Source organism: Nocardia flavorosea NBRC 108225 (assembly GCF_001613385.1).
Classification (GTDB): Bacteria; Actinomycetota; Actinomycetes; order Mycobacteriales; family Mycobacteriaceae; genus Nocardia; species Nocardia flavorosea.
In genome coordinates this window covers 1-26,272 of sequence record NZ_BDCG01000014.1, presented here as the reverse complement: position 1 = coordinate 26,272, position 26,272 = coordinate 1, and the positions used below count along the sequence as shown (strand labels likewise).

Sequence of the window (26,272 nt, the reverse complement as noted above, 5' to 3'; positions counted from 1 at the left end):
CCGCTCCAGGCCTAGCGTCGCGAGCATGGCACGACAAGACGAGCGGGAGCGGGTACATCGGCAGCTTGGCGGATACCTCGGCGGCCGGCGCGACGATCCCGGGATAGATACGCCGCACCCGAATACCGCACTCACCGACGATGACGACGGCGTCCGGACTCCGCGTTGGCTCGACGCCGGGCCCGGAACGCCCACCTGGCGAGAACGCTTGATACCGCCCCGATTCCGTGGCGCACGGCTCGACCCGGGCCGTCGCGGTGTGGCGACCATGGCGGGGGTCGGGCTCCTCGCTTTTCTGGTCACACTGGTGGTGGTGTTCTGGGAGCGCCCGGTCGCGCAGCCCGTCCCCCCGCTACCGGCCGCCCATCCCACCGCGCTACCGGCCGCGGTACCGGCCTCCGCTTCGGCACCCGCCGCGTCCGGAACCGCACCGGCCCCGCCCGCACCGGCCGAGTTGGTGGTCAGCGTGGTGGGCCTGGTGCACCAGTCCGGTCTGGTCCGCTTACCACCTGGTGCCCGAGTCGCCGACGCCCTCGCCGCCGCCGGCGGAGCACTTTCCGGTGCCGATCTGACCGGGCTCAACCTCGCCCAGCGCCTCGCCGACGGTGACCAGGTCCGGGTCGGCCCCGCCGATACCGCGACCCCGCCGCCCGGTAGCGCCACGGTGAGCGCCGGAAAGAGCGTGGCGGCAGATCCGGAGGCCGACGGCGCAGGGCCCTCCGCCGGTACCCCGGTGAACCTGAACACCGCCACCGAATCGGACCTGGACGCGCTGCCCGGTGTCGGCCCGGTCACCGCGAAGGCGATCATCGCCTGGCGGGAGGCGAACGGCCGGTTCACCGATGTGGAACAACTGGCCGAGGTCGACGGCATCGGTCCGGCCCGTCTCGCGCGGCTCAGGGAAGTGGTGACGGTATGACCGAGGCGGGCGGAACCGGGCCGGGGACCGGGACGCCGGCGCGGTCGAGCCGTTCGACAGCGGACGGTCGGGCGAGTCGATGTGCTCCGGGGAATGTGGGTGGCGCTGTCGATCCGGCCGACGAACCCGAACGTCGGCGAACCCGCACGGGGCAAATCGCCGGGGATTCGGTCTCGGATAGTCCGGGAGCATCGAGTCCTGCCGGTAGTGCCCTCTCGCCGCTGAGCATGATGAGCGGCAATCGCGAATTCGCCGCGACGGTTGCCGTCCATCGGCCCGCAGTGTGGCGAGCCGCCGGAGAGGGCCCGCAAGTCGTCCCGCCGGTGACGGTGGACGCGGGGAGCGGGCCGCCCGGCTTTCCGGGTGTGCGGACTGCCGCGCCGGACTTGATTGCTCGTAGCGAACCGGGGTTCCAGTCGGTGGTGCGTCGTTCCGGTTCGCGTGTCGCCACCTGTGCAGAGGCCGGCCCGGCCGTGGCGAGGGGGTCCCGAGCGAGCGGTGCGGGTCGGCCGGGAGGCGTGCCGGAGTTCCGTGAGATCCGATGCGTCCCGAGCGCGCTCGCCGCTGTTTTTCCCGGTGCTCCCGCACCGAATGACAGTGCGGGTGAGTGGAGCTGGTGGCTTGTGCGGACCATCGCCCGGTTCCGCCGGTGACCGGCGCGGACAGTGCCGAGAATGCGGATCGACATGGCCGGCCCGGAGATGGTTCCGATGACGTTGCTCAGGTCCTGGACGTCCGGCTGCTCCCCGCAGCCCTGGCCTGCTGGGCGGCAACGATCTCGGCTGTCGCTGCGGGCTGGCTCACCGGGATCGTGGTGGCGGTCGCGCTGACGTTGGTGGCACTCGTCTCGTGGGCCCTGTTGTGGGCCGGAATAGCTCACCGCAGTGAGCGCAATCGCGTGGTCGCGACGACGATCATCGGTGCCGTCGTGCTCGGCGCGGGGTTCGCGCTGGCGGGTGCATGGCGCGAACATCAGGTGAGCGTGCATCCGCTCCGGGCGGTGCCGGACGAGGTGACGGTGCATGTGGTGATCACTCCGTCCGACGATCCGAAACCCGTGCGGAGCAGTGGCTCCGGAGCCGGTCGGCTCTGGGTGGTACGTGCCGGACTACGTGAGTTCCGCTACCGCGACGAGGTGGTCCGGGCGGGCGGGTCGGTGGTCGTCCTGGCGGCCGGTCGGCGCTGGGGTGAACTGTTGCCCGGGCAGCCCATCGAATTCCGTGCCCGAACCGCGCCTCCGCGGCAACACGATCTGACGGTCGTCACGCTCCGCCCGGTCGGTCCGCCGGCCGCGGCGGGGCCGTTGCCGTGGTGGCAGGCTCTGGCCGCAGGGGTGCGCGCGGATCTGGCCGCCGTCGCGCGGTCCACGCTCGCACCGGACGCGGCCGGGCTGCTTCCCGCACTGGTCGTGGGTGACACCTCGGGTTTGCCCGATCGAGTCCACGAGGATTTCGTCGCGTCCGGACTACAGCATTTGTGTGTAGTGAGCGGTGCCAACTTCTCCGTGCTGCTGACCGCCGTGCTGGCACTTACCCGGGTTCTGACCTGCGGTCCAGGGCTGTCCTTCTGCGCGACTGCGACCGCACTGATCTTCTTCGTCGTCATCGCCCGGCCCGACCCCAGCGTCCTGCGGGCGGCCGCTATGGGGTCGGTTACGCTGCTCGCCCTCCTGACCGGTCGACGTAAACATGCGCTGCCCGCCCTCTGTGCCGCAGTGATCGGGTTGCTCGTGCTCTGGCCCGCACTCGCGGTGCAGGCCGGGTTCGCGCTCTCTGTCCTGGCCACGGGCGCTTTACTGCTGCTGGCGCCGAGCTGGGCCGACTATCTCCGGGCACACGGGTGGTGGCGGTTGCCTGCCGAACTCGTTGCCGTGGCCGCCGCGGCCTTCATAGTCACCACGCCGATCACCATCGCTCTGTCCGGCAAGGTCAGCATGGTGGCGGTGGTCGCGAATATCCTCGTGGCACCGGTGATCGCGCCGATCACCGTTCTCGGGGCCACCGCCGCGGTGGTATCCACCTGCTGGTACCCGCCCGCGGAGCTGATCCTGCACCTCACCGGCCCACCGCTGTGGTGGCTGCTCACCGTGGCCACCGAGGCCGCCGCTCTCCCCGGTGCGGTGCTCACCGTGCCGGGCGGGTCGCCCGGCGGGCTGTTCGCCGCCTGCGCTGTGGCTGTCGGGATCGCCGCGCTGCGCGTTGCCGGGTTACGGCGATACCTGGTGGCCACAGCACTCGGCGTTGGCGCCGCTTGTCTACCGCTGCTCCTGTGGTTGCACTGGTGAGCAGTGCTCGGCACGCGGCTCGGCGCCTTGTATGCCCGGCCGCGGTGTCCACTGGACGACGGCGTACCGGTCCGGCTGCCGGTTTGTACATAGCGGACAGGCTCGGTGTATGGGCCGAAGGCCGAGGGGATCTATCGGCGCAAGAAGGGGACGGGCGGTGGTGTCGGCCTGCTCGGTCAGCCGGACAGTGTGCAGTCTCGTACCGTATGCCTCCGAGCGGATGCAGCGCCCGGTGAGGTCGATTCCGGGAACGGTCGGGGTCCGGCCGTACGATCGGAGCCGTGAACGAGCGAGCGGCGGCGGTGCACCTGGTCTTGGGGGAAGAAGAACTGCTGATCCAGCGGGCGATTGCGCGGGTGACGGCGCAGGTGCGGGCGGTCGCCCCCGATCCGGACTCCGTCCCGGTCGATCGGCTGCGCGCGGGTGATGCCAGTAGTGCGGAACTGGCCGAGCTGCTGAGTCCCTCGCTGTTCGCCGAGGATCGGGTGATCATTCTCGAATCGGCGGATCAGGCCGGTAAGGATGCGGTTGCCGTGATCACCGAGGCCGTCGCAGCCCCGCCCGAGGGCGTGGTGCTGATGGTGGTGCATTCCGGTGGTGGCCGGGCCAAGGCGCTGGTGCCGGCGCTGCGGAAGGCCGGGGCGGAGGTCCATGAATGCGCCAAACTCACGAAGGCCTCCGAACGCGCCGAATTCGTACGGAGCGAATTCCGGGCGGCGGGAACGCGGGTCTCCGGTGAGGTCGTGCAGGAGGTGCTGGACGCGGTCGGGTCGGAACTGCGGGAGCTGGCGGCTGCCTGCTCACAGTTGGTCGCCGATACCGGCGGGAAGATCGATCTCGCGGCCGTGCGGCGGTACTACTCCGGCAAGGCCGAAGTATCGGGTTTCGAGGTCGCGGATCTGACCGTCGCCGGGAACAGGGCCGGTGCGGTGGAGGCGTTGCGCTGGGCGCAGGACCGCGGGGTTCCGCATGTGGTGCTCGCGGACGCGCTCGCCGATTCCGTGCATACGATTGCCAAGGTCGGGTCGGCGGGGCGCGGTGACCCGTTCAAACTTGCGGGACCGCTGGGACTGCCGCCGTGGAAGGTGAAGAAGGCGCAGGGGCAGGCACGCGGCTGGTCACCGGCCGCGATCGGCTCCGCGTTGCAGGTCGTGGCGACGTTGAACGCGGATGTGAAAGGTGGAGCCGCGGACTCGGGGTTTGCCCTGGAGCACGCCGTACTGAAGCTGCTGGCGCTCCAGGGACGTGACTGAGGCCACGGAGTTCGAGGCTGCCGGGATGTGACTGTGTGGCCGCCGCGCTGGAGGCTGCCGGGATGTGCGGATGTGGCCGCGGTGCCGAAGCCGCGCGAAGGGTGTCGAGGGAACGTAGTGTGTACTGCCGGTCCGGGCGGGCCGGCTAGTCGACTGCGCTGAGTTCCAGCGCTTCCTCCGCGACCTCGTCGAAACGCCCGTCCCACTCTTCGTAGACGGGGGCCTCCTCCTCACGGGTGACCATCCAGACGACGACCTGGCTACCGTCGTCATCGGCGGGGACCAGCACATTCTCGATTTTCACGCCGATACCGAGTACCTCGGCGGCGCGGATGACGCCGGGCAGATCCTCGGCTTGGACGACCGACTGGTTCGCATACAACATAACCATGGGCCGCATGCTACGACAGGCGCTCGGCCTTCGGGCGGCCGCCATCCGGTACCGCCGCGGAAAACATGCGCTGACCGAGACCGGGCATACCAAAAGCCGCCGTGGTCATCGAAGCCGCGGCGGCTTTGTCCGAAAGAGTTCGAGCTGTCAGAGCTTGTTCAGTGCGAGGGCCATCGCCGACTTCTTGTTGGCGGCCTGGTTCGCGTGGATGACGCCCTTGGAGGCGGCCTTGTCGAGCTTGCGGCTCACGAACTGCAGGCGCGTGGCGGCGGCTTCCTTGTCGCCGGCCGCGGCGGCGGCCCGGAAGGCGCGGATATGGGTGCGCAGCTCGGATTTCACCGACTGATTGCGCTGGCGCGCCGCCTCGTTGGTGCGGATCCGCTTGATCTGGGATTTGATATTGGCCACGCCGGTATCCTCTGGTTCCTGTCTGGTTCGGTCGGAAAAGTCTGTCTGCGCGTACCAATCCTGATTACAGCCGGCTCGGAACACTCCGGGCGCGGGGTACGGCAATGCCGATTGGCCAGGTTACCAGCAGGGGGCGTGGCCGCGAAATCGTGGGTGTGTTGCAACGCCTTGACCTGGCCCGATGTCGTTGTGAATAGCATTCGTGCGGCGTAAGGTGCCGAGAAGTTCGGCCCATATGGTTTCGCAGCAGGACCCAGGTTTTCCCGGTGCGCGCCCCGGTATCGGGCGGGGCGGCGATCTTCTCGGAAGGCGGCGTTCATGTCTCCCACTGCGCAAGAACGAGAAGCTGTACTCGAAGGTGTCGAGCCCGCGGATATCTCCGATACCAAGAAATGGATCGCCGAGGCACTCGGCACGTTCGTCCTGGTGATGGGGGGTGTCGGGACGGCAGTTCTGGCCGGGGAGAAGGTGGGCCCGCTGGGGGTTGCCCTGGCGTTCGGCCTGTCGCTGCTCGTCTTGGTCTACGCGATCGGGCCGGTATCCGGCTGTCATGTGAACCCCGCGGTGACGGTGGGGCAGCTCATGATGGGCCGGCTTTCGCCGATGAGTGCGGTGGGCTACATCGTCTCCCAGGTGATAGGCGGTCTGCTCGCCGGTCTGGTCTTGTTCGCGATTGCCAAGAACCTGCCCTCCTACGATCGCGCATCGGCGGGGCTGGGCGCCAACGGCTGGGGCGAACACAGCCCGTCGGCGGTCACCGGTCCGGGCGGCGAGGTGGTGATCCAGGAGGGGTACGGGATGGCGGCGATGATCATCGTCGAGGTGATGCTGACCGCGCTGCTCGTTTTCGTGGTGCTGGCCGCGACCGACCGGATCTCCGAGATTCCGCAGGCCGGAATGGCCATCGGCTTCACCCTTGCGCTCATCCACCTGATCTCGATCCCGGTCGACAACACCTCGGTGAACCCGGCCCGCAGCCTGGCCGTAGCGCCCTACCAGGACGGGGCGCTGGGGCAGTTGTGGGCGTTCATCCTGTTCCCGCTGATCGGCGGCGTGCTCGGCGCACTGCTGTACGGGATGCTTTTCGGGCGGTCCCGGGAACTGGAGGCCTGATCCGGCGGTGCCGGGGCTCGGCTCAGCTCCAGTGGTATTCCCGGACCAGGCGATGCGCCACCCGATCGAACAGCGCGCGCGGCAGGATGGCGCCCTCCCGGCGGATACCGTCCTCGGGGACATCGAGTACCCGGTCCAGCCGGACCCAGCTGGCGCGGCCCTGGTGGTCCCAGGTTCCGGCGCCGATCCCGACCCATTCGGGATGGTGGTCGCGGTCCGGGTTCGAGCTGAGCATCAACCCGAGGAGAGTGCGTCCGTCGCGCCCGACCACCAGCACGGGCCGGTCCTTGCCGTTGTCCGGATCTTCTTCGAAGGGCACCCAGGTCCATACGATTTCGCCGGGGTCGGCGCGGCCGTCGAGCTGGGGCGCGTAGACCACCCGGCGGGCGCGCTGGGCGGTCGGTACCGGAGTAGAGGCCGCCGGGCGGACGGGGATGCCCTTGGATCCGGTCACCGCGCGCGGGGCGCGGCGGGTGGCGCGGGAGCTGCCACGGACCAGTAGCGCTTCCACCAGTCGCGGTGCCTGCCGCCGGACGAGCTTCGGCCCCTGCTGTATCGCGATCGCGGTGAGCTGCTTGCCGAGACTGTTCCAACTGCGGGGCATCTCAGGAGGATAACGGCACACCCGGCCGGGGAAGTATCGCCGCGGATGCTGCCGGGGTTACGACGGCAGTCGCCTGGGGAGAACCGGGGTTTCGCTGCCGGGTGTGGCCAGGTGGCGGTTGGGTGCGTGTGCCGTTGCTTCGGACCGGTCGGCGTCCATGCGCGCAATCCCTGGCATGGCCATAGTCCGGGCCGCCCGGCGCCCGGACCAGGGGTTTCCGTCCGGCGCTACAGCCCGGTCCGAGCTGCGCAGGAGGCGCTGTCGGGCAGCGCCTCCTGTACGCGGCGGACCGGTAGCGGCCCGGACACACCGCAAGCGGTGCTGCGGTGGGGCTGCGAAGTAGCGCCGGACAAGTCGCTCGGTGCGTAGCGGCCCGTTCGGTAGAAGGTGGGCGCGGGCGGGACCGGGGGCCGGTGGTCCGGCTCACCATGGGACGATGGTCGCCAGTACGCCCGATACCCATGAGGAGTGGAGTGCCCGCCAGCTTCGCCGATACGACGTTCACCGATCCGTCGCGGATCCGGAACTTCTGCATCATCGCGCATATCGATCACGGCAAGTCGACGCTGGCCGATCGGATGCTGCAGCTCACCGGGGTCGTGGAGGAGCGGCAGATGCGCGCGCAGTACCTCGACCGGATGGATATCGAACGCGAACGCGGTATCACCATCAAGGCTCAGAACGTGCGGCTGCCGTGGACGCCCGGGACCGGCGAGCATGTGGGCGAGGAATTCGTCCTGCATCTGATCGATACCCCGGGCCACGTCGACTTCACCTACGAGGTCTCGCGGGCGCTGGAGGCCTGTGAGGGCGCGATCCTGCTGGTGGACGCCGCGCAGGGGATCGAGGCGCAGACGCTGGCGAACCTGTATCTGGCGCTGGACAAGGATCTGGAGATCATCCCGGTCCTCAACAAGATCGACCTACCGGCCGCCGATCCGGAGCGTTACGCCGCCGAGCTGGCCCATATCGTCGGCTGTGAGCCCGAAGATGTGCTGCGGGTGTCCGGGAAGACCGGGGTCGGCGTGACCGAGCTGCTGGATCGGGTGATCGAGCGGGTGCCCCCGCCGGTCGGCGACGCCGGCGCACCGGCCCGGGCGATGATCTTCGACTCGGTCTACGACACCTACCGCGGTGTGGTCACCTATGTCCGTGTGGTGGATGGCAAGCTCACCCCGCGCGAGAAGATCAAGATGATGTCCACCGGCGCCACCCACGAGCTGCTGGAGATCGGGATCGTCTCCCCGGAACCCAAGCCCACGCAGGGCCTGGGAGTCGGCGAGGTCGGCTACCTGATCACCGGTGTCAAGGATGTGCGGCAGTCGAAGGTCGGCGATACCGTCACCTCCGCCCGCGGTGGCGCCACCGAACCGCTCACCGGATATCGCGAACCCCGGCCCATGGTGTATTCCGGGCTGTATCCGGTGGACGGCTCCGACTATCCGGTTCTCCGGGACGCACTGGACAAACTCCAGCTCAACGATGCCGCGCTCACCTACGAGCCGGAGACCTCGGTGGCCCTCGGTTTCGGTTTCCGCTGTGGCTTCCTGGGCCTGCTGCATATGGAGATCACCCGGGAGCGGTTGCAGCGCGAATTCGGGCTCGACCTGATCTCCACCGCACCGAACGTGGTGTACCGGGTGGTGATGGAGGACGATACCGAGCACACCGTGACCAACCCGTCGTTCTGGCCGGAAGGCAAGGTGCGCCAGGTCTTCGAACCGGTGGTGAAGGTCACGATCATCGCGCCGAGCGAGTTCATCGGCGCGATCATGGAACTGTGCCAGTCGCGCCGCGGCGACCTCGGCGGGATGGACTATCTGTCCGAGACCCGGGTGGAGCTGCGCTACACCCTGCCGCTGGCCGAGATCATCTTCGATTTCTTCGATTCGCTGAAATCGCGTACCCGCGGCTACGCCTCACTGGACTACGAGGAGGCCGGCGAACGGGAATCGCAGCTGGTGAAGGTCGATATCCTGTTGCAGGGTGAGGCCGTGGACGCGTTCAGTGCCATCGTGCACCGCGACGCTGCGCAGGCCTACGGCCACAAGATGACCACCAAACTGCGTGAGCTGATCCCGCGCCAGCAGTTCGAGGTGCCGATCCAGGCGGCCATCGGTTCGAAGATCATCGCGCGCGAGAACATCCGCGCCATCCGCAAGGATGTGCTGGCCAAATGCTACGGCGGCGATATCAGCCGGAAGCGCAAACTGCTGGAGAAGCAGAAGGAAGGCAAGAAGCGGATGAAGACCATCGGCCGGGTGGACGTCCCGCAGGAAGCGTTCGTGGCGGCGCTGTCCTCGGACGCCCAGTCCGATAAACCGAAGGACAAGAAGTAGCTGCCGGGTTCCGCTGCCCCTCGCCTCGCCTGGATATCTGCTGATAACGAAAATGTGACAGCCGTAGATGTCGACAATAGGCTGGTGGCGGATCCGCGCCGGACGACGGCGGCGCGGTCGCCGGTGCACGCGAGAGTGGAGTTATGCCAATGGCGAGTGATCTGCCGTTCGACGACGAAGAAGAGGTCGCCGAGCGGGGCGGTGACGCCGCGTATCGTATTGCCAGCGCCACCGCGCGAGTTGCCCGCGGCGGCGCGTATGTGACCGGTGGCGCGCTGGTTGCTGCCAACGGCGGCGGTGTCCCGGCCTCGCCCGAGGAACTGGACAGCCGCAATGCCGGCTGGGCGCACAATGTCGATCCGGATCCCGATGTGCCCAGCCCGGTGGTCACCTTTCCGGACCCGGAACCGGTTGCGCCGCAAGATATGCCGTTCGGTTCGCCGGGCGACGCCAGCGTTACCGTGCCGCTGCCACACGGAAGCTTCGATATCCAGGTCGGTCGTCCGGGCGAATTCGGCTTCGAGGATCTGGACTCCTACAGCTCGCCGTACATGGACCAGGTTCCGGGATTGGAGCTGATTCCCGGCGGCCCGGACGGCGACTTTCCCGGATCCGATTTCGTCCCCGGGGCTCCGGGAACGGGTGTGCCCGAGTCGAATATCCCGGGTCTGCCGGAGTTCGGTCCCCCGGATGCCCCCGGGGGGATCCCGGGATTCGACAGTATTCCCGGCCTGGGGGGCGATATTCCGGGGCTGGACGGTAATTTTCCCGGCACGGGGAACGAAGGTCCCGGTGCGTCCGGCGGTTTCGATCTACCGGCACCCGGCGATGCGTTCAAAACCGATATCTTCGACCTGCCCGGGTTCGGCCTGAATCCGGTCGGCCAGCCGAAGACAGTGGCACAGAGCTCCGATTCCGGGCCCGCCGACCGGGATTTCGGCTTCGCCGATCTGCTGGGTGGCGCGCGGACGACCACGGGCGACGGCGGTTCCGGCGACGACAGCGCCTGGTTCGAGTACTCCCTGGATGCGGGTGGTAGCGGGTTCGCCGGGCCGGCGGCCGGCGGCGCCGGTGGGTCGGTGCAGGCCGAATCGGATAGCGCCGGTGGTGTCCGGGGCGACAGCGCCTGGGATTTCGGCATCACGGCCGATGGCGCTTTCTCCCTCGACGATCAGCTCGATCAGTACACCGGCTGGATGTACACCGGTGCTGCGGAATCGGCGTTCGCAGGCGGGCAGGCGGGTGTTCCGGAACCCGGCGGTCCGGCGGATGTGGACGCGGCGGTGCAGCGCGACGATGCCGCGATTGCGGTGGGCGGCAGTACCGGCAACGGAACGGGTACGGCCTCCGCGCAGAATGCGGCGGGTAGCGCCGGCCCGGCGACCTCCGGGATATCGGTGGCACCGGCCGCTGCCCCCGCACCGATGGCCGTTGCCCCGGTGGCGCCTCCGGCGCCGGTTGCGGTCGCTCCGATGGCGCCCGTGGCGCCCGCTCCGGTTGTGGCGGCGCCGGTTCCGCCGCCGGTGGCGCCGGCGGCCGTGGCTCCCGCGGTGCAGCCGGTCGCGGCCACTCCGTTGCAGACGACGGTGCAGCCGGATGTGGCGACCAGCCCGGTCGCGCATGTCTTCCAGCCGCCGGCGGGGCCTTCGCCGTTGACCGCCCCGGCGGCCCAGCTGCCGGACCTCTTCCACCGGCTGCCGCAGCCGGTGACACCGGAGTTGCCCACCGAGCCGACGCTGCCGGGTGATTCCACCACGGTGCTGCCGACCATTACGGCGCCCGTGACCACCTCCGACGGTGTCACGACGACACCGGATACCACGACCACCGGCTCTGACGGCTCGACGACGACGGGCCCGGGAGGCTCGACGACGACCGGCCCGGGCGGAACCACCACCACCGACGGCAGTCCGACCTCGATCGGTGGCAGCGTGACAGTGTTGCCGGGCGTTACGACCTCCCCCCAGGACAGCACCACCTCGCCGGACGGTTCCACTACGCCCACGGAACTCGCCGAGACCACCGAGACCGGCGGATCGGCACCGACGAGCAGTTCCGGGGAGTCGAGCACCGCCACCGAGGGGGCCTCCACCACCGGCGAATCCGGCGGTGCGACCACCACCGCGCCGGGCTCTTCCACCGGTGACACAGGTGGCACCACCGAACCCACCGGTGGAAGTGCCGGTACACCGAGTGCCGGGGAGCAGACCTCGGGCACCACTCCGTCCACCGTCGATCTGCCCACTCAGCAGATTCCGACCGCGGATCAGTCTGCGCCGCAGGTGCCGACGATCGAGCAGCCGCAAGTGCCGACGGTCAGCATGCCCGCCCAGCAGCCGAGCATGCCCGACGCGCAGCTGCCGACGATGCCGCAGCCGATGCCGCAGCCGATGCCGACACCGTTGCCCGCGCCACAGGTGAAGCCGATCGCCGAGCACGGCGCCGTGGTCGTTCCGTACGATGTGCACGGGGTCGCCACCGCTACGCCCTACACCGATCACACGGTGCTGGGGTTCGCCGGTGGCGAGCTGACCGGTGATCTGTCGGCGGGATTTGTGCCGCATACAGGGTCGCCGGCCGAAGACCCGGTTCCCGACCCCGGCTTCTGGGTATATTTCTGACGGTTCACGATCCCGGATTGGATCCGGTCGGGTGGGCGGGGGTGAAACGGCCGATCGTGGCCGTATGACGTGTTGTGACCGAGAGCGAAGGAGCAGGGCTTGTCTGCCGTAGCCGGACCGCAGGCCGCCACGGTGAAGAATCCGGATGTGATGGCCCCGCTCATCCAGATCATCGACGAGTTGCGGGATGTTTCCCGTACCGCCAGCCGTAACGATCTCCGGGGCCGGCTCGGTATGGTCCGCGCCCGGGTCGCCGATACGCGGGTGCGGCTGGTGGTGGTCGGCCCGCCGAAGAGCGGGATGAGCACCCTGGTGAACGCGCTGGCCGGAGCGCCGGTCAGCGCCACCGACAGCCCGATCAGTGTGCCGGCCATCGTGGAGTACGGCCCCGAAGCGACGGCCACGCTGGTCCGGCGGGAGGGCGGCGGCCGGGTCCGGCGCCAGCCCGTGGATCCGCTGAATCCGGCCCCGGCGCTGTCGGCCAAGGGCGTGATCCGCGCCGATTTCACGCACCCCAGTCCGTTGCTGGCCGAGGGCATCGTGCTGATGGACGCGCCGGGGGCCGCGGTGCAGGACAGCACCACCTGGTCGATGATCGCGGCTGCTGATGCGGTGCTGTATGTGAGCGATGCCGATACCGCCTACAACCGGGATCAGATCGCGCATCTGCGGCGGATCGGGCAGATCTGCCCCACGGTGATCTGTGTGCTCAACAAGATCGACCGCAATCCGCACTGGGCGCAGGTGCAGGAGCTCAACCGGGAACTGCTCGACGAGGCCGGGCTGGGCTTTGCGGTGGCGCCGGTGTCGGCGCAACTGCACCATCAGGCGCAGCGGGCGGGTAATCAGCAGCGGGCGGTCGAATCCGGGGTACCGCAGTTGGTCGAGCATCTGCGCGACTATGTGGTGGCCCACGCCGACGCCATGGCCGTGAAATCCGCGGTCCGCGATATCCAGCTCGTGGGCGACCATCTCGGGGTGGTGTTGCGCACCGAGGCCGACGCGCTGCGCGATCCGCGGCGGCGCGCCCATGTGACCCAGCAGCTGGCGACCGCCCGGGATCAGGCCGATCAGCTGCGGCAGCGCACCGCGACCTGGCAGGTCACGCTGGCCGACGGCAGTACTGAACTGATGGCCGATATCGAGCACGATCTGCGGCACCGGCTGCGGGGCCTGATGCGCGACGCCGAAACCGAGATCTCCGGAATAGATCCGGCCACCCGGTGGAAGCGGTTCGGCACCGAATTGGAGGGGCGGATCGCCGAGGCCATCGCGGAGAATTTCGAGACCGCGAACTACCGTGCCGAGGAGCTCGGCGAACAGGTCGCGGCCCGTTTTCCCGCCGAGCACCGCCGTCCGGAGCTACCCGATATCCGGCCCCGGTATGCCTCGGATCTGCTGACCGACGTCGCGCCGCTGGAACCGCTGCAGAGCGCGAAAGCGGGTGTCACCGAACAGTTCCTGTCCGCGCTGCGCGGGTCCTACGGCGGTATCCTGATGGTCGGCCTGGCCACCAGCTTGCTCGGGATGTCGCTGGTGAACTGGTATTCGGCCGGGGCGGGCATCCTGCTCGGCCTGCATGCCCTGTGGGAGGACCGCCGGGCGCGCCGGTTGCGCCGGCAGGCCGAGGCGAAAGCGGCTGTCTCGCGGTTGATGGACGATGTGGTCTTCCAGGTCGGTAAGGAGTCGCGGACCCGGTTGCGTGAGGTGCAGCGGGTTCTGCGGGACCATTTCACCGATATCGCCACCGAGGCACTGCGTGCGGCGGATGAGGCGCTGCGGGTGGCCGAGGAGGCCGGCGCGCAGTACGGCGACCGGGGCGCGGAAAGGCTCGCCCGGCTCGATACCGATATGGGTAAGTTGCGCGATCTGCGGCAGCAGGCGGGCAGTATCGCCGCCGCCTGACGGCGAGCGTCAGCGCATCCCGCCGATATCGCGGGGGCGGCTGCGCCACGGGGTGCCACCGGTTTTGTCGTGCGCCGGCCGGAACGTACCGGCCGGTTCCGCGGCTTCGGCCCGGATCAGGTGGGTGACGGCGTTGATCAGGGCGAGATGGGTGAAGGCCTGCGGGAAATTACCGAGCTGGCGGCCGGTGTAGGGGTCGATCTCCTCGGCGTAGAGCTTGAGCGGGCCGGCGTGGGTGAGCAGTCGTTCGCACAGGACGCGGGCGCGGTCGATCTCGCCGATTTCCACCAGCGCCGAAACCAGCCAGAACGAACAGATGGTGAAGGTACCTTCGGCGCCCGACATCCCGTCGTCGGTGGATTCGGTGCGGTAGCGCAGGACCAGCCCGTTCTCGGTGAGCTCGTCGGCGATGGCCAGAACGGTGGCGCGGACCCGCGGGTCGTCGGCGGGGAGGAACCGGGTCAGCACCACGAGCAGTAGCGAGGCGTCCAGCGTGGAACCGCCGTAGACCTGGGTGAAACGGCCGCGCTCGTCCACCCCGTGGGCCAGGACATCGGCGCGGATCTCCGCCGCGATCTCATGCCATTTCCGGGCGATCTGCGCCTGGCCGTGCAGTTCGGCCAGGCGCGCGCCACGATCCAGCGCGACCCAGCACATCACCTTCGAAGAGGTGAAATGCTGTGGTTCGCCGCGGACCTCCCATAGGCCGCGGTCGGGTTCCCGCCAGTTCGCGATGGCGGCGTCGACCTGGCGTTTCAGCATGGGCCACAGGGTTTCCGGGACGTGTTTGCGCGATTTCACGTGCAGGTACACCGCGTCCAGCATGGTGCCCCAGATATCGTGCTGTTCCTGGTCGAACGCACCGTTGCCGATGCGCACGGGTTTGGCGTGACCGTAGCCGGAGAGGTGGTCGAGGGTCGATTCGGGGAGATGGCGTTCGCCGCCGATCCCGTAGAGAACCTGCAGCGGGACCGGTTCGCCGTCGGGGCCGGTGGTGGCGTCGTGCAGGAAGGCGAAGAAATCGTCGGCTTCGCGGTCCAGGCCGAGGGTATAGTTGCCCCACAGGGCGAAACTGGAATCGCGTACCCAGGAGTACCGATAGTCCCAGTTACGTTCTCCGCCGGGGGTTTCCGGTAGTGACGTGGTGCCCGCCGCCATCAGTGCGCCGGTCGGCGCGTAGGTCAAGCCTTTCAAAGTGAGTGCACTGCGTTGCAAATAGCGGCGCCAGGGATGGTCGGGGAAATCGCCGAGGGTTATCCACTGCCGCCAGCATTCGATCGTGGTCCACATCTGGTCGGCGGCCTCGTCGAAGGTGCGCGGCGCGGGCAGTTCGGACCAGGTGAGCGCGACATAGGCGCAGTCGCCCTCGGTCATCCGGGTGCGGGCGCGGGCTTCCCGGCCCTGCAGACCCAGGCGCAGATCGGTGGTGAGCACCAGGCTCGGCCCGGCGGTCGGATCGGCGGCGCAGACCGCGGTCGCCTCCTCGTACACCTTGCCGGTGTACTCCCAGGCGGCCGTCTCCCGGTGGTAGTCGAAGGACGGTTCGCAGCTCATTTCGAGCTCGACGGTGCCGTTCACGCATTTGACCGTGCGCAGCAGCATATGCCCGGCATCCCAGTCGGTCGGGGTGCGCCGGTGGGTGCGGCTGCGCTGTTCGGTGCTGTGCCACGGGCCCAGGACGAGCGCATCGCGCACGATCAGCCAGCCGGTCGCGGTCTGCCAGGTGGTTTCCAGGATCATCCCGCCCGGCAGGTAGCGGCGGGCCGCGGGAACCGAATGCCCGTACGGGCCCAGCCGGAAATGGCCCGCGCTGCGATCCAGCAGGGCACCGAACACACTCGGTGAATCGGGGCGGGGTATGCACATCCATTCCACCGCCCCGCTGCTGGCGATCAGGCAGGTGGTTTCGCAGTCGGAGAGGAATGCGTAGTCGTCGATGGCCGGGAAGTTGTCCTCGCGACGCGGCGCCGCCGGGTAGGTGCCCGGCAGTCCGCTCGCCGGTGCTGTGTGCTCGGGACTCGGCATATCACCCATGATGTGTTGCCGAGGCCCGAGTTGCCACTATCGGTTATCCGGTGCGCCGGATCCGGGCGAGCCAGGCCACGACTTTCACCTTGCCCGTAGCGTCGACCGTCAGGTCTCCGAGCTGGTCGGCATTGGCTTCGGTGACCCGCCCGTAGTAGTGATCGGGCCGGAGGTCCTCGAGCTCCCAGCCCGGTCCGGCGAAGGAATCGCGGAGGAGGTCCGCCCCGATACGCGGACCGAAACCCGGCTCCGCATCGGAGAGCGCCAGGATGTGCACACAGCCCCCGGGCTCGCACAGCCGGTGCAGGGCACGCACGTATGCGGTGCGGGCCTCGTCGTCGGAGAACACGTGGAACAGGGCACTGTCGACGATGGTGTCGAAGGTGCCGAGCGGGTTGTCCGGCGAATCCGCGAGCGCAACCATATCGGCCACCTCGAACCGGGCCCCGGGTACGCCCTTGGCGGTGGCATTGCGCCGCGCATAGGCGACGGCGCTGGGGGAGAGGTCGACACCGCGGATGTCGTAACCCGCTGCGGTCAGCGCGATGGTGTGTTCACCGGCGCCGGCCCCCGGGTCGAGTATCCGGCCGCGGATCCGGCCGGCGCGTTCCAGGGCGAGGATCGCGGGTTGCGGTTCGCCGATGATCCACGGCGCGGTGTCGTTGTCGTAGGCGGAGTTCCACATGTCGGGGGCCTGAGTCATGACTTCAGCCTGCAACCTCGAGCTCGCTCGAGGTCAAGGCGAGAGTGGTCCCGCCCGGGCAGTGGCGAAGGTCATCATGCGGTCTCCGGTCATGCCAGGTGGGCAGGACCCCCGACCCGGTGTTCTACGCTGGTCGCCGTGGAGCGCATTGCCGACTGGTGGGACGGGTTCGAATTGTGGGTGGCGGGGCTGCCGTTCATCCCGCAGTTCCTCGTGGTGCTGGTGGGCATGGTGCCGATCAGTTTCGGTATCGCCTACCTCATCGACCGGGCCGTGCGCCTGGCCGCCGGGGCGCTGGGGCACGCTGACACCGACGGAGACCGCGAGACCGGAAGCGAGGTGGGCTGATGCCGCGCTCGCGAGTACAGCTGGCACTGGCCGCGCTGCTGGTGCTGGTGGTCATCGCCTGGTTGTTCACACTGTGATCCGCCCGGGTGGCCGCGGAGCCGCGCGAGCTCGGCGCGGATTCGGCGCGGAAAGGTCCATGTTCATGATGTCGCGTACGGGTCGCCCCGCGGGACGCCGCCGGCTGTTGGCCGCGCTGATGGCGTTACCCATAGTGCTGAGCGCCTGTGCGGGTGGTTCCAGCGACGAGGTCGGTGGCGGTGGTGCCGACGGCAGTGGCGGCACGGTCGACCTGTATGCGTACGCGATTCCCAAGCCCGGCTACGACGAGGTCGTGCCGGCATTCAACGAGACCGAGGCGGGCGAAGGAGTGGAGGTGCGCCAGTCCTACGGCGCCTCCGCGGATCAATCCCGCAAGATCGCGCGCGGTGCCCCCGCCGATATCGTGAGCTTCTCGCTCGAACCCGATATCACCCGGCTGGTGGACGCCGGGCTGGTGGACCCGGAGTGGAATGCCGACGCCACCCGCGGGGTTCCGTTCGGATCGGTGGTCGCCCTGGTGGTGCGGGCCGGTAATCCGAAGAACATCCGCGGCTGGGACGATCTGCTGCGCCCGGATGTCGATGTGGTCACCCCCAACCCGTTCAGTTCCGGTTCCGCGAAATGGAACCTGCTGGCGCCCTATGCTGCGGCCGGCGACGGAGGCCGCGATCAGCAGGCCGGGATCGATTTCCTGAATCAGATGCTGACCCGGGTACGGGTGCAGCCGAAATCCGGCCGGGAGGCCACCGAGACCTTCTTACAAGGCACCGGCGATGTGCTGATCAGCTACGAGAACGAGGCGATTTTCGCCGAACGCCACGGTGACCCGGTCGAACATATCGTGCCGGAAACCACGTTCCGGATCGAGAACCCGGTCGCGGTGCTCGAACATGCGCAGCACCCGGAGAAGGCGCTGGCATTCCGGGATTTCCTCTACACCCCGGCCGCGCAGCGGGCGTGGGCCGAGGCGGGCTTACGGCCGGTCGACCCGGGGGTCGCCGCCGAGTACGCCGAGGAGTTCCCGGAACCGGCCACGCTGTACACCATCGCCGACCTCGGCGGGTGGGAGACGGTAGAGGCCGAACTGTTCGCTCCCGACTCCGGTGCGATCGCCATCGCCTACGACAACGCCACCGAGTAGCCGGGTGACCCGGACCACACGCGATACTCGATACTCGTGACCGAACACAGCCCCGACACCGAGCCCGCGCCCGCCGCGGCCGCGGCGCGCGCCGAACCCACCCGCCGCCCGCTGGGCTCCTGGCTGCGGTTCACCGGTTCGGTGGGCCCGCTCGGTATTGCCACCGCCATGCTCTGGCTGAGCGTGATCGTGCTGCTACCGCTGGCCGCGCTGACCTTCAGCGCCTTCGACGACGGCTGGTCGGGATTCTGGGGCGCGATCACCGACCCGCTGGCACTGGCCTCGCTACGGGTGACGGTGCTCGTATCCCTCGTGGTGGCGTTGCTCAACGTCGTCATGGGCACGTTGATCGCCTGGGTGCTGGTACGCGACGACTTCCCCGGCAAGGGCATGGTCAACGCCTTGATCGATCTGCCGTTCGCGCTGCCGACCATCGTCGCAAGTATCGTGCTGCTCGCGCTGTACGGGCCGAAGAGTCCGATCGATATTCATCTGAATGCCACCCAACCGGGGCTGGTGGTCGCGCTGGCCTTCGTCACCCTGCCGTTCGTGGTGCGGTCGGTGCAGCCGGTACTGATCGAGGCCGATCGTGAGGTCGAGCAGGCTGCGCTGTCACTGGGCGCCGACAACTGGACCACCTTCCGGCGGATCGTGCTACCCACCCTGGCGCCCGCGATCATCAGCGGCGGCGGGCTGGCCTTCGCCCGGGCGATCGGCGAATTCGGGTCGGTGGTGCTGATCGGCGGCAATATCCCCCGCGAAACGCAGGTGGCCTCGCAGTACATCCAGCAGCAGATCGAAATCGACCGGCCGGTGAACGCCGCGGCGGTATCCGTGGCGCTGCTGGTGATCGCGTTCGTCGCACTGCTGGTGCTGCGGGTGTTCGCCGAGCGGACGGCCCGGAAGGAACGCGAGGCCCGATGAAACTGTCCACACCCAGCCGGGTGAGCTTACGGGTGCTGGCGCTCGGCTATCTGTTCGTGCTGCTGGTACTGCCGCTGGGGATCATCCTGTACCGGGCGTTCGAGCACGGTATCGGCGCGTTCATCGACCAGATCAGCACGCCGGCCGCCATCTCCGCCTTCAACCTGTCCATGATCATCCTGATCATCGTGGTGCCCGTGAACGTGATCCTCGGGGTGGTGATCGCGCTGGCCCTGGTGCGCGGGAACTTCCCGGGCCGGCGGCTGCTGCAGGGCCTGGTGGACCTGCCGTTCGCGGTCTCACCGGTGGTGGTGGGTGTCGCGCTGATCATGCTGTGGGGTGTGGGCGGCTGGTTCGGGGTGATCACCGAATGGGGTTTCCGGGTGATCTTCGCGCTGCCCGGGATGGTGCTGGCGACCATCTTCGTGACCATGCCGTTCGTGGTGCGCGAAGTGGAACCGGTCCTGCACGAGATCGGTGACGACCAGGAACAGGCGGCTGCAACCCTGGGCGCGTCCCGCTGGCAGACCTTCTGGCGGATCACACTCCCCGCCATCCGCTGGGGCCTCACGTACGGTGTGGTGCTCACCGTCGCCCGCGCACTCGGCGAATTCGGTGCGGTGATCATGGTGTCGTCCGGTTTCCCCGGTGTCTCGCAGACACTCACCCTGCTGGTGCACGAACGCTATATCAACGATCACAACGATTTCGGCGCCTACTGCGCCGCAGTCCTGTTGATGGGTCTCGCCCTCATCACCCTGCTGTTGATGACGCTCCTGGAACGTAAGCGGGACGTGTCATGATGCGATACCTCCGCCTCCGCTACGGCCTCCGCGGACCGCATGAATCAGCTTCGAAGGAAATTTCGTGACCGTGCACGCCGGAGGCCGCCCATGATCACCGTGACCAACGCGCGCAAGAACTACGGTTCTTTCGCCGCCCTCGACGATGTCAGCCTGGAGATCCCGTCCGGGGAGCTGACCGCGCTGCTCGGCCCCTCCGGTTCGGGCAAATCCACCCTGCTGCGGTCGATTGCCGGGCTGGAGAACCTCGATTCGGGTGTGGTGACCATCAGCGGTCGTGATGTGACCCGGGTGCCGCCGCAGAAACGCGATATCGGGTTCGTCTTCCAGCACTACGCGGCGTTCAAACATATGACGGTCCGCGACAATGTCGCCTTCGGCCTGACGATCCGCAAACGTCCCAAGCACGAAATCGCCAAACGGGTGGACGAGCTGCTGGAGATCGTCGGACTCGACGGGTTCCAGCACCGCTATCCGGCGCAACTCTCCGGTGGCCAGCGCCAGCGGATGGCGCTGGCCCGCGCACTGGCCGTGGACCCGCAGGTCCTGCTGCTGGACGAACCGTTCGGTGCGCTGGACGCGAAGGTGCGTGCGGATCTGCGTACCTGGCTGCGGCGCCTGCACGAAGAAGTGCATGTGACCACCGTGCTGGTGACCCACGACCAGGAGGAAGCCCTCGACGTCGCGGACCGGATCGCGGTGATGAACGCCGGCCGGATCGAACAGGTCGGCAGTCCCGAAGACGTCTACGACCGGCCGGCCAGCGAATTCGTCATGACATTCCTCGGTGCGGTGGCGCGGTTGAACGGCCATCTCGTGCGGCCGCACGATATCCGGGTGGGCCGGGATCCGAGTATGGCCCTGGCCGCCTATGAGGGCACGGCCGAATCGGCCGGAGTCACCCGGGCGACGATCGAACGGGTGGTGCGGCTCGGGTTCGAGGTCCGGGTGGAGATGCGCAATGCCGCCACCGGGGATCTGTTCGTCGCCCAGGTGACGCGCGGTGATGCCGAGGCGCTGCGGCTGGCGGAGGGGGAGACCGTCTACGCCCGTGCCACTCGGATCCCGGAACTGCCGGTCGCCTAGGAGTATCACCCTTCCGGTGGTGCGCGGGCATTGCGGACGCGGCTCGTACCAGGGCCCGAGGCCGGGTACTCCGGGCGAGGTCCCTTGTTGCCGGAGGCAACGAGGGCTACCGGCAGCGTCCGCCGCCCGGTCGTGGGCGGGCCGGTACGAGCGCCGGGGTTCGGTGGGGTGTGCAGGCGTCGCGGCAGACCGAGTTCGGTGACGCATCGTCGCGCCGTGCTACCGATCCGTCCGGTTCGGCTGGGCGGACCGACGGCGTCGGGGCAGGTCCGGATCTGGTGACCCGCTCGTTCTATCCGGCGAATCGGGCAAGTATCTGTGACCGGGAATCCCGCAGAGCAAGAGAGGGCAGAGTCCCGAACGCATGGCGGCGGCAGCTCCCAGCGGGCGGCGACTTCTCGTTTATGAGTGTGTTGAGCTGCGGTGATGCCTTTCGGTTATCGACTGTGATCCCGTAGCGCGGGCCGCCGTGTTGACGTACCCCAGCTTAGCTGTAACTATGGGAAACAGTTAAGCCGGAATCATTGACGAGAGGCATGACGATGACGTCTTCAGCCACCACGGTCTCCGACGACCAGCTGGTCGCTCAGGCCCAGGAGTACGCGGAAAAGCTGCTGCTGCTGTCGGAAGGCTCGGTCAACCGGCATTTCGACCCGTTCGAAGATATCGACTGGGATCACCCGGACTTCGACGTGAACGCACGGCCGGAACGCTGGATCCTGCCCGTTTCCGCCGACACCCTGGGCCGGCACCCCTGGTACCGGGCGCTGTCGGACGAACAGAAGATCGAACTCGGCAAGTACCGCCAGGCCAATGTCGCCAAGGTCGGGCTGCAGTTCGAGGCCATCCTGATCAGCGGCATGATGCAGCATGTCTTCGGACTGCCCAACGGTGACCCGGAGTTCCGCTACTGCTCCCACGAGATGATCGAGGAGCACAACCACACCTTGATGTTCCAGGAGATGGTGAACCGGATCGGCGTCGACGTCCCCGGAATGGGTCCGCTGGTCCGCCAGCTGCGCCACCTCGCGGTACCGGTCGCGGTCGCCTTCCCGAACCTGTTCTTCATGGCCGTCCTGGCCGGCGAAGAGCCCATCGACCACATCCAGAAGGACATCCTGCGCTCCGGCGAGGAAGTGCACCCGATCATGCGCGGTGTGATGGCCATCCACGTGGCCGAGGAAGCGCGGCATATCTCGTTCGCGCACGAATTCCTCAAGCAGCACGTACCGGAATCCTCGCGGCGCAACAAGTTCATCCTGTCGCTGGCCATGCCGGTGATCATGTGGATCCTGGGCCGCGCCATCGCGACCCCGCCCAAAACCTTCTTCGAGGAATTCGATATCCCGAAGAGCGTGCGCAAGGAGCTGTTCTACGGCTCCGCCGAGGCGAAGCAGACCTTCAGCGACTACTTCGGCGATGTGCGCGCCCTGGCACACGACATCGGCCTGATGAACCCGGTCGCCAAGCGGGTCTGGAAGATGCTGGGTATCGCCGGGCACACCACCCGGTACCGTTCCGAACCGCTGCGCGCCGTGCCCGGCGCCGCCGCCTGAGCGACGGGTCCACTCGATGCCCTACGTCGTCACCCAGTCGTGCTGTAGCGACGCGTCCTGCGTCTACGCCTGCCCGGTCAACTGCATCCACCCGACCCCGGACGAACCGGATTTCCGGACCGCGGACATGCTCTACGTCGACCCGGCCGTCTGCGTCGACTGCGGTGCCTGCGCTTCGGCCTGCCCGGTGGATGCCATCACCTCGTCGAAGAAGCTGACCGATGAGCAGAAGCCGTTCATCGAGATCAACGCCGACTTCTACCGGCAGTCGCGACCCCGCCCGATCCTCGCCCGGCCGGTTCCGGCGCCGCCGATCGATACCGCCGGTCGCGGCCCGCTACGGATTGCGGTGGTCGGCTCCGGGCCCTCGGCCATGTATGCCGCGGACGAACTGCTCACCCAGCCCGATGTGCGGGTGACCGTCTTCGACCGGCTGCCGGTTCCCTACGGTTTGGCCCGCTACGGTGTGGCACCGGATCACGGGAAGACTCGCAAGGTCGCCGAGCTGTTCGATGTGATGTCGCGGCAGCCGGGATTCGGGTCGTACTTCGATATCGAGGTCGGCAAACATATTTCGCACGAAGAACTGCTCGCGTACCACCATGCGGTCGTGTACGCGGTCGGTGCCTCCTCCGACCGTAAGCTCGGTATCCCGGGTGAAGGTCTGGCCGGGAACGTCTCGGCCACCGATTTCGTGGCCTGGTACAACGGGCACCCCGATCATGTCGACGATGATTTCGATCTGTCCCAGCGCCGGGTGGTCGTGGTCGGCAACGGCAATGTCGCCCTCGATGTGGCCCGGATCCTCACCAGCGATCCGGAAGCGCTGGCCGATAGCGATATCTCGCCGGTCGCGCTCGAGGCACTGCGGCGCAGCGAAGTACGCGAGGTCGTGGTGCTGGGCCGGCGCGGTCCGGCCGAATCTGCCTTCACCGTCCCCGAGTTCGTCGGGCTGCTGGGTGCCGATGTGGATATCGCGGTCGAGGGTGATCTGCCGCCGCTCACCGGCGACCTGCCGTACCAGGTGGAGCAGAAGCTGAAATTGCTGCACCGCGTGGCCGATCGGCCGTTCGGGCAGCGCCGCCGGATCGTCTTCCGCTACCTGAGTGCGCCGAGCCGGATCCTCGGACCCGACGCGGTCACCGGTATCGAAGTGGACCGGACCGAGCTCGTCCCCGGCGACGACGGCCGGGTCAGTGCGGTCGCCACGGGCGATATCGACCTCCTGGAGACGGGGCTGGTGCTTACCTCGGTCGGCTACCGCGGCGTACCCACACCCGGCCTGCCGTTCGACGAGCAGCGCGCGATCATCCCGAACCGGGCCGGCCGGGTGCTGACGGGTCCGGAAGGCGATGTGCTCCCGGGTGCGTATGTCACCGGCTGGATCAAGCGCGGCCCCACCGGGTTCATCGGCACCAACAAATCCTGCGCCCAGGAAACCGTGCAGCAGCTGGCCCACGATTTCAACGCCGGTCGTTTGGCCGAGCCCGCGGGCAGCGCGGAGGCGTTCGATCGGCTGTTGCGGCAGCGCCGGCCTCAGGTCCGGGCCGCGGGTGCGGTGACTCGCACAGCCAAGCCGGTGCGCCGCTTGTTCGCTCGTACCTGAGGCAACCCGCCGGCTTCCGCCCGTCCGGTATCACACCGGGCGGGCGGTCCTCGTTTGCACGGCGCGAATTCTCCCTGGACAGCTATTGATCGGTTACCGGTCGGTAGTCGTGCCTGAATGCACGTCCGGATGTCAGCGGGGGTTACTCGGGGACACGTCTGCAGGTAGTGGTGTGTCCCCGAGGATTTCTATCATATTGCCAGTTCATAGCCTATTTTCTGAGTGGTGGGCAATTGAACTGCCGGTTTGTTTTTCGGCCGGTATTCGGGGAGTTGTTCTGTAACTTCATCTTTCATCGCCGATTATTCGATTTATTCGGGCCATTGCAGCTAACCTGTGGTCGCTGTTTGGAAAACGACCGCGCCCATGGCTTTTTCGCAGGACGTGGTCTCGGTGCGTTGACGGGATGGCAAATGACTTCAGGGCTGGGTATCAGTATCGGCACGGTGAACGTTGTCTCGGCGCGGGTCGCCGAGCACGACGCCCGGCCGATCGTGCGGACACGGCGGACGGCTGTCGGATTCGACAACCGCGGTACCGCACGCCTCGGTGGAATCACCCGATTCTCCACGGCGATCAGCGAATTCGCCGACCTCGGCCGCGACCCGGAATCGGTCTACGTCGACGGCCGGATCTGGGCGCCGGCCTCCATCTTCGCCTCGGTGGTGCAGGGACTGGTCACCGCCGAACCGGCGGCCGGAGTGGTCGCCACCCATCCGGCCGGATACAGCGCCAAACAACTCGACCTGCTCCGGCAGAGTCTCGACCTCGCCGGTGTCGGGCATGTCCAGCTGGTTCCGGAGCCGGTGGCCGCCGCGCATTGGCTCGATACCGAGCACGGCCCGCTGGATACCGGATTCGTCCTGGTCTACGACCTGGGCGGGAACAGTCTCGATGTCGCGGTGGTGCGGACCGGGATGGACTGGCCCGATCATCCCGTGGTCGGAAAACCGGTGCGGTCCTACGATTTCGGTGGTCGTCCGCTCGGCGCGATGATCGCCCGCTGCGCGGGCGAGCGGGCGATCGGCCCGGCCGAACCGGGTAACGGCACTGTTTCGCTGATGTCCTTCGTCGACCCGGAAGGCCTGCGTCGCGAACATATCCGCGATTCGCTGGAGGTGGTGCGCGGCGCTGTCCGTTCGGCTGGCGTCGCCCTGTCCGATATCGGGCGCATTCTGGTGGTCGGCGGTGCGTCCCGGCCACCGCAGGTCGCCGAAACCCTCGCCGAACTCGGGTTGCCGGTGACGGTCGCCGCCGATTCGGCCCAATGCGTGGCGCTCGGTGCCGCCGCCATGGCTGCGGAAAGTGTTCCGCTGGCCGGCTCGTCCCGGGCCGAACATGCCCCGATCTTCTCCGGTGCTGCCGTATTCTCCGCGGTGGCGATGTCCGCGGCCACCATCCTCGGCAACGGTGCCGCCGACACCGTGGTGCCGGACCGGGACAGGATGCCGCTGCAGACCCCCGGGGCAGTGCTGTACGAAATCCACGGCGAAGCGCAGGTGGAGCGCTCCGGCAGCGGATGGAGTGTGTCCTACGCGCCGCTCGGCACCGGACCGCGAATCGCCCCCGCGGGGGTGTCACGACCGTACGGACCCCCGATGCCCGCAACCGCGGCAGCGCCCGCGGCTCCGGCACAGGATCGCGATGGCGACCGCAACGACTCGCACACCTCGCCCCGCGATCGGCACGCCGACAACGAATCCCGCTACGACGATCCGGCCCGATTCCGGAATCCGATCCCGTTCGATCCGCCCGCTCTCCCGGCGCGGCCCGATCCGGCCCCTGTGGATCCGGGCCCCGTGGACCCGGATCCCGCGGAACCGGAGGTTCCCGGAATCGAACTTCCCGGCGTGCCGGACCCGGACGGCGATACGCCCATCGTCGACCCACCCGGCGGACAGCCGGGGGAGGAAACCGGTGAGCCGGAACAGGATTCGGACGGTGGCACCGGACCGGTACCGGGACTTCCCGATAACGGTAACCCCGGAATACCGGAGATACCGGGTGGGAGTCGGTCCGGTGGTGAGGAATCACCGGGAGGCAACTGGACGGCGCCGGGCGGCGAGTGGCCGGAACCGGGCACCGGATGGACGGCACCGGATGGTTCGGGCGATACCTCGACGCCGGAGTCCGGAAACGACGGCTCCGGGGCCGGAAACTCCGGCGGTTTCGGGGTGGATGAACCCGGTGGGTTCGGAACCGGT

At 68.1% G+C, this 26,272-nt stretch carries 20 protein-coding genes; 15 read left to right on the top strand and 5 right to left on the bottom strand.

Going from position 1 to position 26,272, the window contains the following annotated elements; all coding sequences use genetic code 11:
* The first annotated feature begins 25 nt into the window (after positions 1–25).
* The 3 genes from NFL01S_RS17805 (at position 26) to holA (ending at position 4,456) form a co-directional block, all read left to right on the top strand.
* Entirely contained in the window at positions 26–919 is an 894-nt protein-coding gene (locus NFL01S_RS17805) for a ComEA family DNA-binding protein (protein WP_084492836.1), read from the top strand.
* Between the two features lie 649 nt (positions 920–1,568).
* Complete coding sequence (locus NFL01S_RS17800) at positions 1,569–3,203, top strand: ComEC/Rec2 family competence protein (protein WP_245670755.1); 1,635 nt, start codon at positions 1,569–1,571, stop codon at positions 3,201–3,203.
* A 281-nt stretch (positions 3,204–3,484) separates the two neighbouring features.
* Complete coding sequence (gene holA, locus NFL01S_RS17795; RefSeq protein WP_062976739.1) at positions 3,485–4,456, top strand: DNA polymerase III subunit delta; 972 nt, start codon at positions 3,485–3,487, stop codon at positions 4,454–4,456.
* A gap of 145 nt (positions 4,457–4,601) precedes the next feature.
* Here the strand turns inward: holA and NFL01S_RS17790 are convergent, their stop codons facing one another.
* Both NFL01S_RS17790 and rpsT read right to left on the bottom strand, forming a co-directional pair.
* Positions 4,602–4,847 (bottom strand): hypothetical protein, encoded by a 246-nt coding sequence (locus tag NFL01S_RS17790; protein ID WP_062976737.1) that lies wholly within the window; start codon positions 4,845–4,847, stop codon positions 4,602–4,604.
* A gap of 147 nt (positions 4,848–4,994) precedes the next feature.
* Positions 4,995–5,255, bottom strand: coding sequence for a 30S ribosomal protein S20 (rpsT, locus tag NFL01S_RS17785; protein WP_062976735.1), 261 nt, complete (start codon positions 5,253–5,255; stop codon positions 4,995–4,997).
* A 318-nt stretch (positions 5,256–5,573) separates the two neighbouring features.
* Between rpsT and NFL01S_RS17780 the strand changes: the two genes are divergently transcribed.
* Positions 5,574–6,368, top strand: coding sequence for an aquaporin (locus tag NFL01S_RS17780; protein ID WP_062976733.1), 795 nt, complete (start codon positions 5,574–5,576; stop codon positions 6,366–6,368).
* Between the two features lie 22 nt (positions 6,369–6,390).
* Here the strand turns inward: NFL01S_RS17780 and NFL01S_RS17775 are convergent, their stop codons facing one another.
* Entirely contained in the window at positions 6,391–6,972 is a 582-nt protein-coding gene (locus NFL01S_RS17775) for a type II toxin-antitoxin system PemK/MazF family toxin (RefSeq protein ID WP_062976731.1), read from the bottom strand.
* Positions 6,973–7,400: 428 nt separating this feature from the next.
* Here NFL01S_RS17775 and lepA point away from each other — a divergent pair, with 428 nt between their 5' ends.
* The 3 genes from lepA (at position 7,401) to NFL01S_RS17760 (ending at position 13,837) form a co-directional block, all read left to right on the top strand.
* The gene (lepA, locus tag NFL01S_RS17770) at positions 7,401–9,311 is read left to right on the top strand and encodes a translation elongation factor 4 (RefSeq protein WP_371851833.1); all 1,911 of its coding nucleotides are present in this window, start codon (positions 7,401–7,403) and stop codon (positions 9,309–9,311) included.
* A 143-nt stretch (positions 9,312–9,454) separates the two neighbouring features.
* The gene (locus tag NFL01S_RS17765; RefSeq protein ID WP_157116638.1) at positions 9,455–11,932 is read left to right on the top strand and encodes a hypothetical protein; all 2,478 of its coding nucleotides are present in this window, start codon (positions 9,455–9,457) and stop codon (positions 11,930–11,932) included.
* Between the two features lie 99 nt (positions 11,933–12,031).
* On the top strand, positions 12,032–13,837 hold the full coding sequence (locus NFL01S_RS17760) for a P-loop NTPase family protein (RefSeq protein WP_157116636.1): 1,806 nt from the start codon (positions 12,032–12,034) through the stop codon (positions 13,835–13,837).
* 9 nt (positions 13,838–13,846) lie between these two features.
* Here NFL01S_RS17760 and NFL01S_RS17755 read toward each other — a convergent pair whose 3' ends face one another.
* Both NFL01S_RS17755 and NFL01S_RS17750 read right to left on the bottom strand, forming a co-directional pair.
* A complete protein-coding gene (locus NFL01S_RS17755) occupies positions 13,847–15,862 on the bottom strand; it encodes a glycoside hydrolase family 15 protein (RefSeq protein WP_084492850.1) in 2,016 nt (671 codons plus the stop codon).
* Between the two features lie 43 nt (positions 15,863–15,905).
* Positions 15,906–16,565 (bottom strand): class I SAM-dependent methyltransferase, encoded by a 660-nt coding sequence (locus NFL01S_RS17750; RefSeq protein ID WP_062976724.1) that lies wholly within the window; start codon positions 16,563–16,565, stop codon positions 15,906–15,908.
* 138 nt (positions 16,566–16,703) lie between these two features.
* Between NFL01S_RS17750 and NFL01S_RS17745 the strand changes: the two genes are divergently transcribed.
* The 8 genes from NFL01S_RS17745 to NFL01S_RS17710 all read left to right on the top strand — a co-directional run.
* Entirely contained in the window at positions 16,704–16,913 is a 210-nt protein-coding gene (locus tag NFL01S_RS17745; protein ID WP_062976722.1) for a hypothetical protein, read from the top strand.
* 145 nt (positions 16,914–17,058) lie between these two features.
* Positions 17,059–18,093 (top strand): sulfate ABC transporter substrate-binding protein, encoded by a 1,035-nt coding sequence (locus NFL01S_RS17740; protein ID WP_157116663.1) that lies wholly within the window; start codon positions 17,059–17,061, stop codon positions 18,091–18,093.
* A 111-nt stretch (positions 18,094–18,204) separates the two neighbouring features.
* Positions 18,205–19,017, top strand: a complete 813-nt coding sequence (gene cysT / locus NFL01S_RS17735) for a sulfate ABC transporter permease subunit CysT (protein WP_280507841.1) — start codon at positions 18,205–18,207, stop codon at positions 19,015–19,017.
* Positions 19,014–19,820, top strand: a complete 807-nt coding sequence (cysW, locus tag NFL01S_RS17730; protein ID WP_062976718.1) for a sulfate ABC transporter permease subunit CysW — start codon at positions 19,014–19,016, stop codon at positions 19,818–19,820. Before cysT ends, cysW begins: the two co-directional genes overlap by 4 nt.
* A 90-nt stretch (positions 19,821–19,910) precedes the next feature.
* Entirely contained in the window at positions 19,911–20,906 is a 996-nt protein-coding gene (locus NFL01S_RS17725; RefSeq protein WP_062976716.1) for a sulfate/molybdate ABC transporter ATP-binding protein, read from the top strand.
* 536 nt (positions 20,907–21,442) lie between these two features.
* Positions 21,443–22,462 (top strand): AurF N-oxygenase family protein, encoded by a 1,020-nt coding sequence (locus NFL01S_RS17720; protein WP_062976714.1) that lies wholly within the window; start codon positions 21,443–21,445, stop codon positions 22,460–22,462.
* A gap of 16 nt (positions 22,463–22,478) precedes the next feature.
* Positions 22,479–24,068 (top strand): FAD-dependent oxidoreductase, encoded by a 1,590-nt coding sequence (locus tag NFL01S_RS17715; protein ID WP_062976712.1) that lies wholly within the window; start codon positions 22,479–22,481, stop codon positions 24,066–24,068.
* A gap of 413 nt (positions 24,069–24,481) precedes the next feature.
* The coding region (locus NFL01S_RS17710) for an Hsp70 family protein (protein WP_062976710.1) at positions 24,482–26,272 on the top strand (1,791 nt) is incomplete at its 3' end.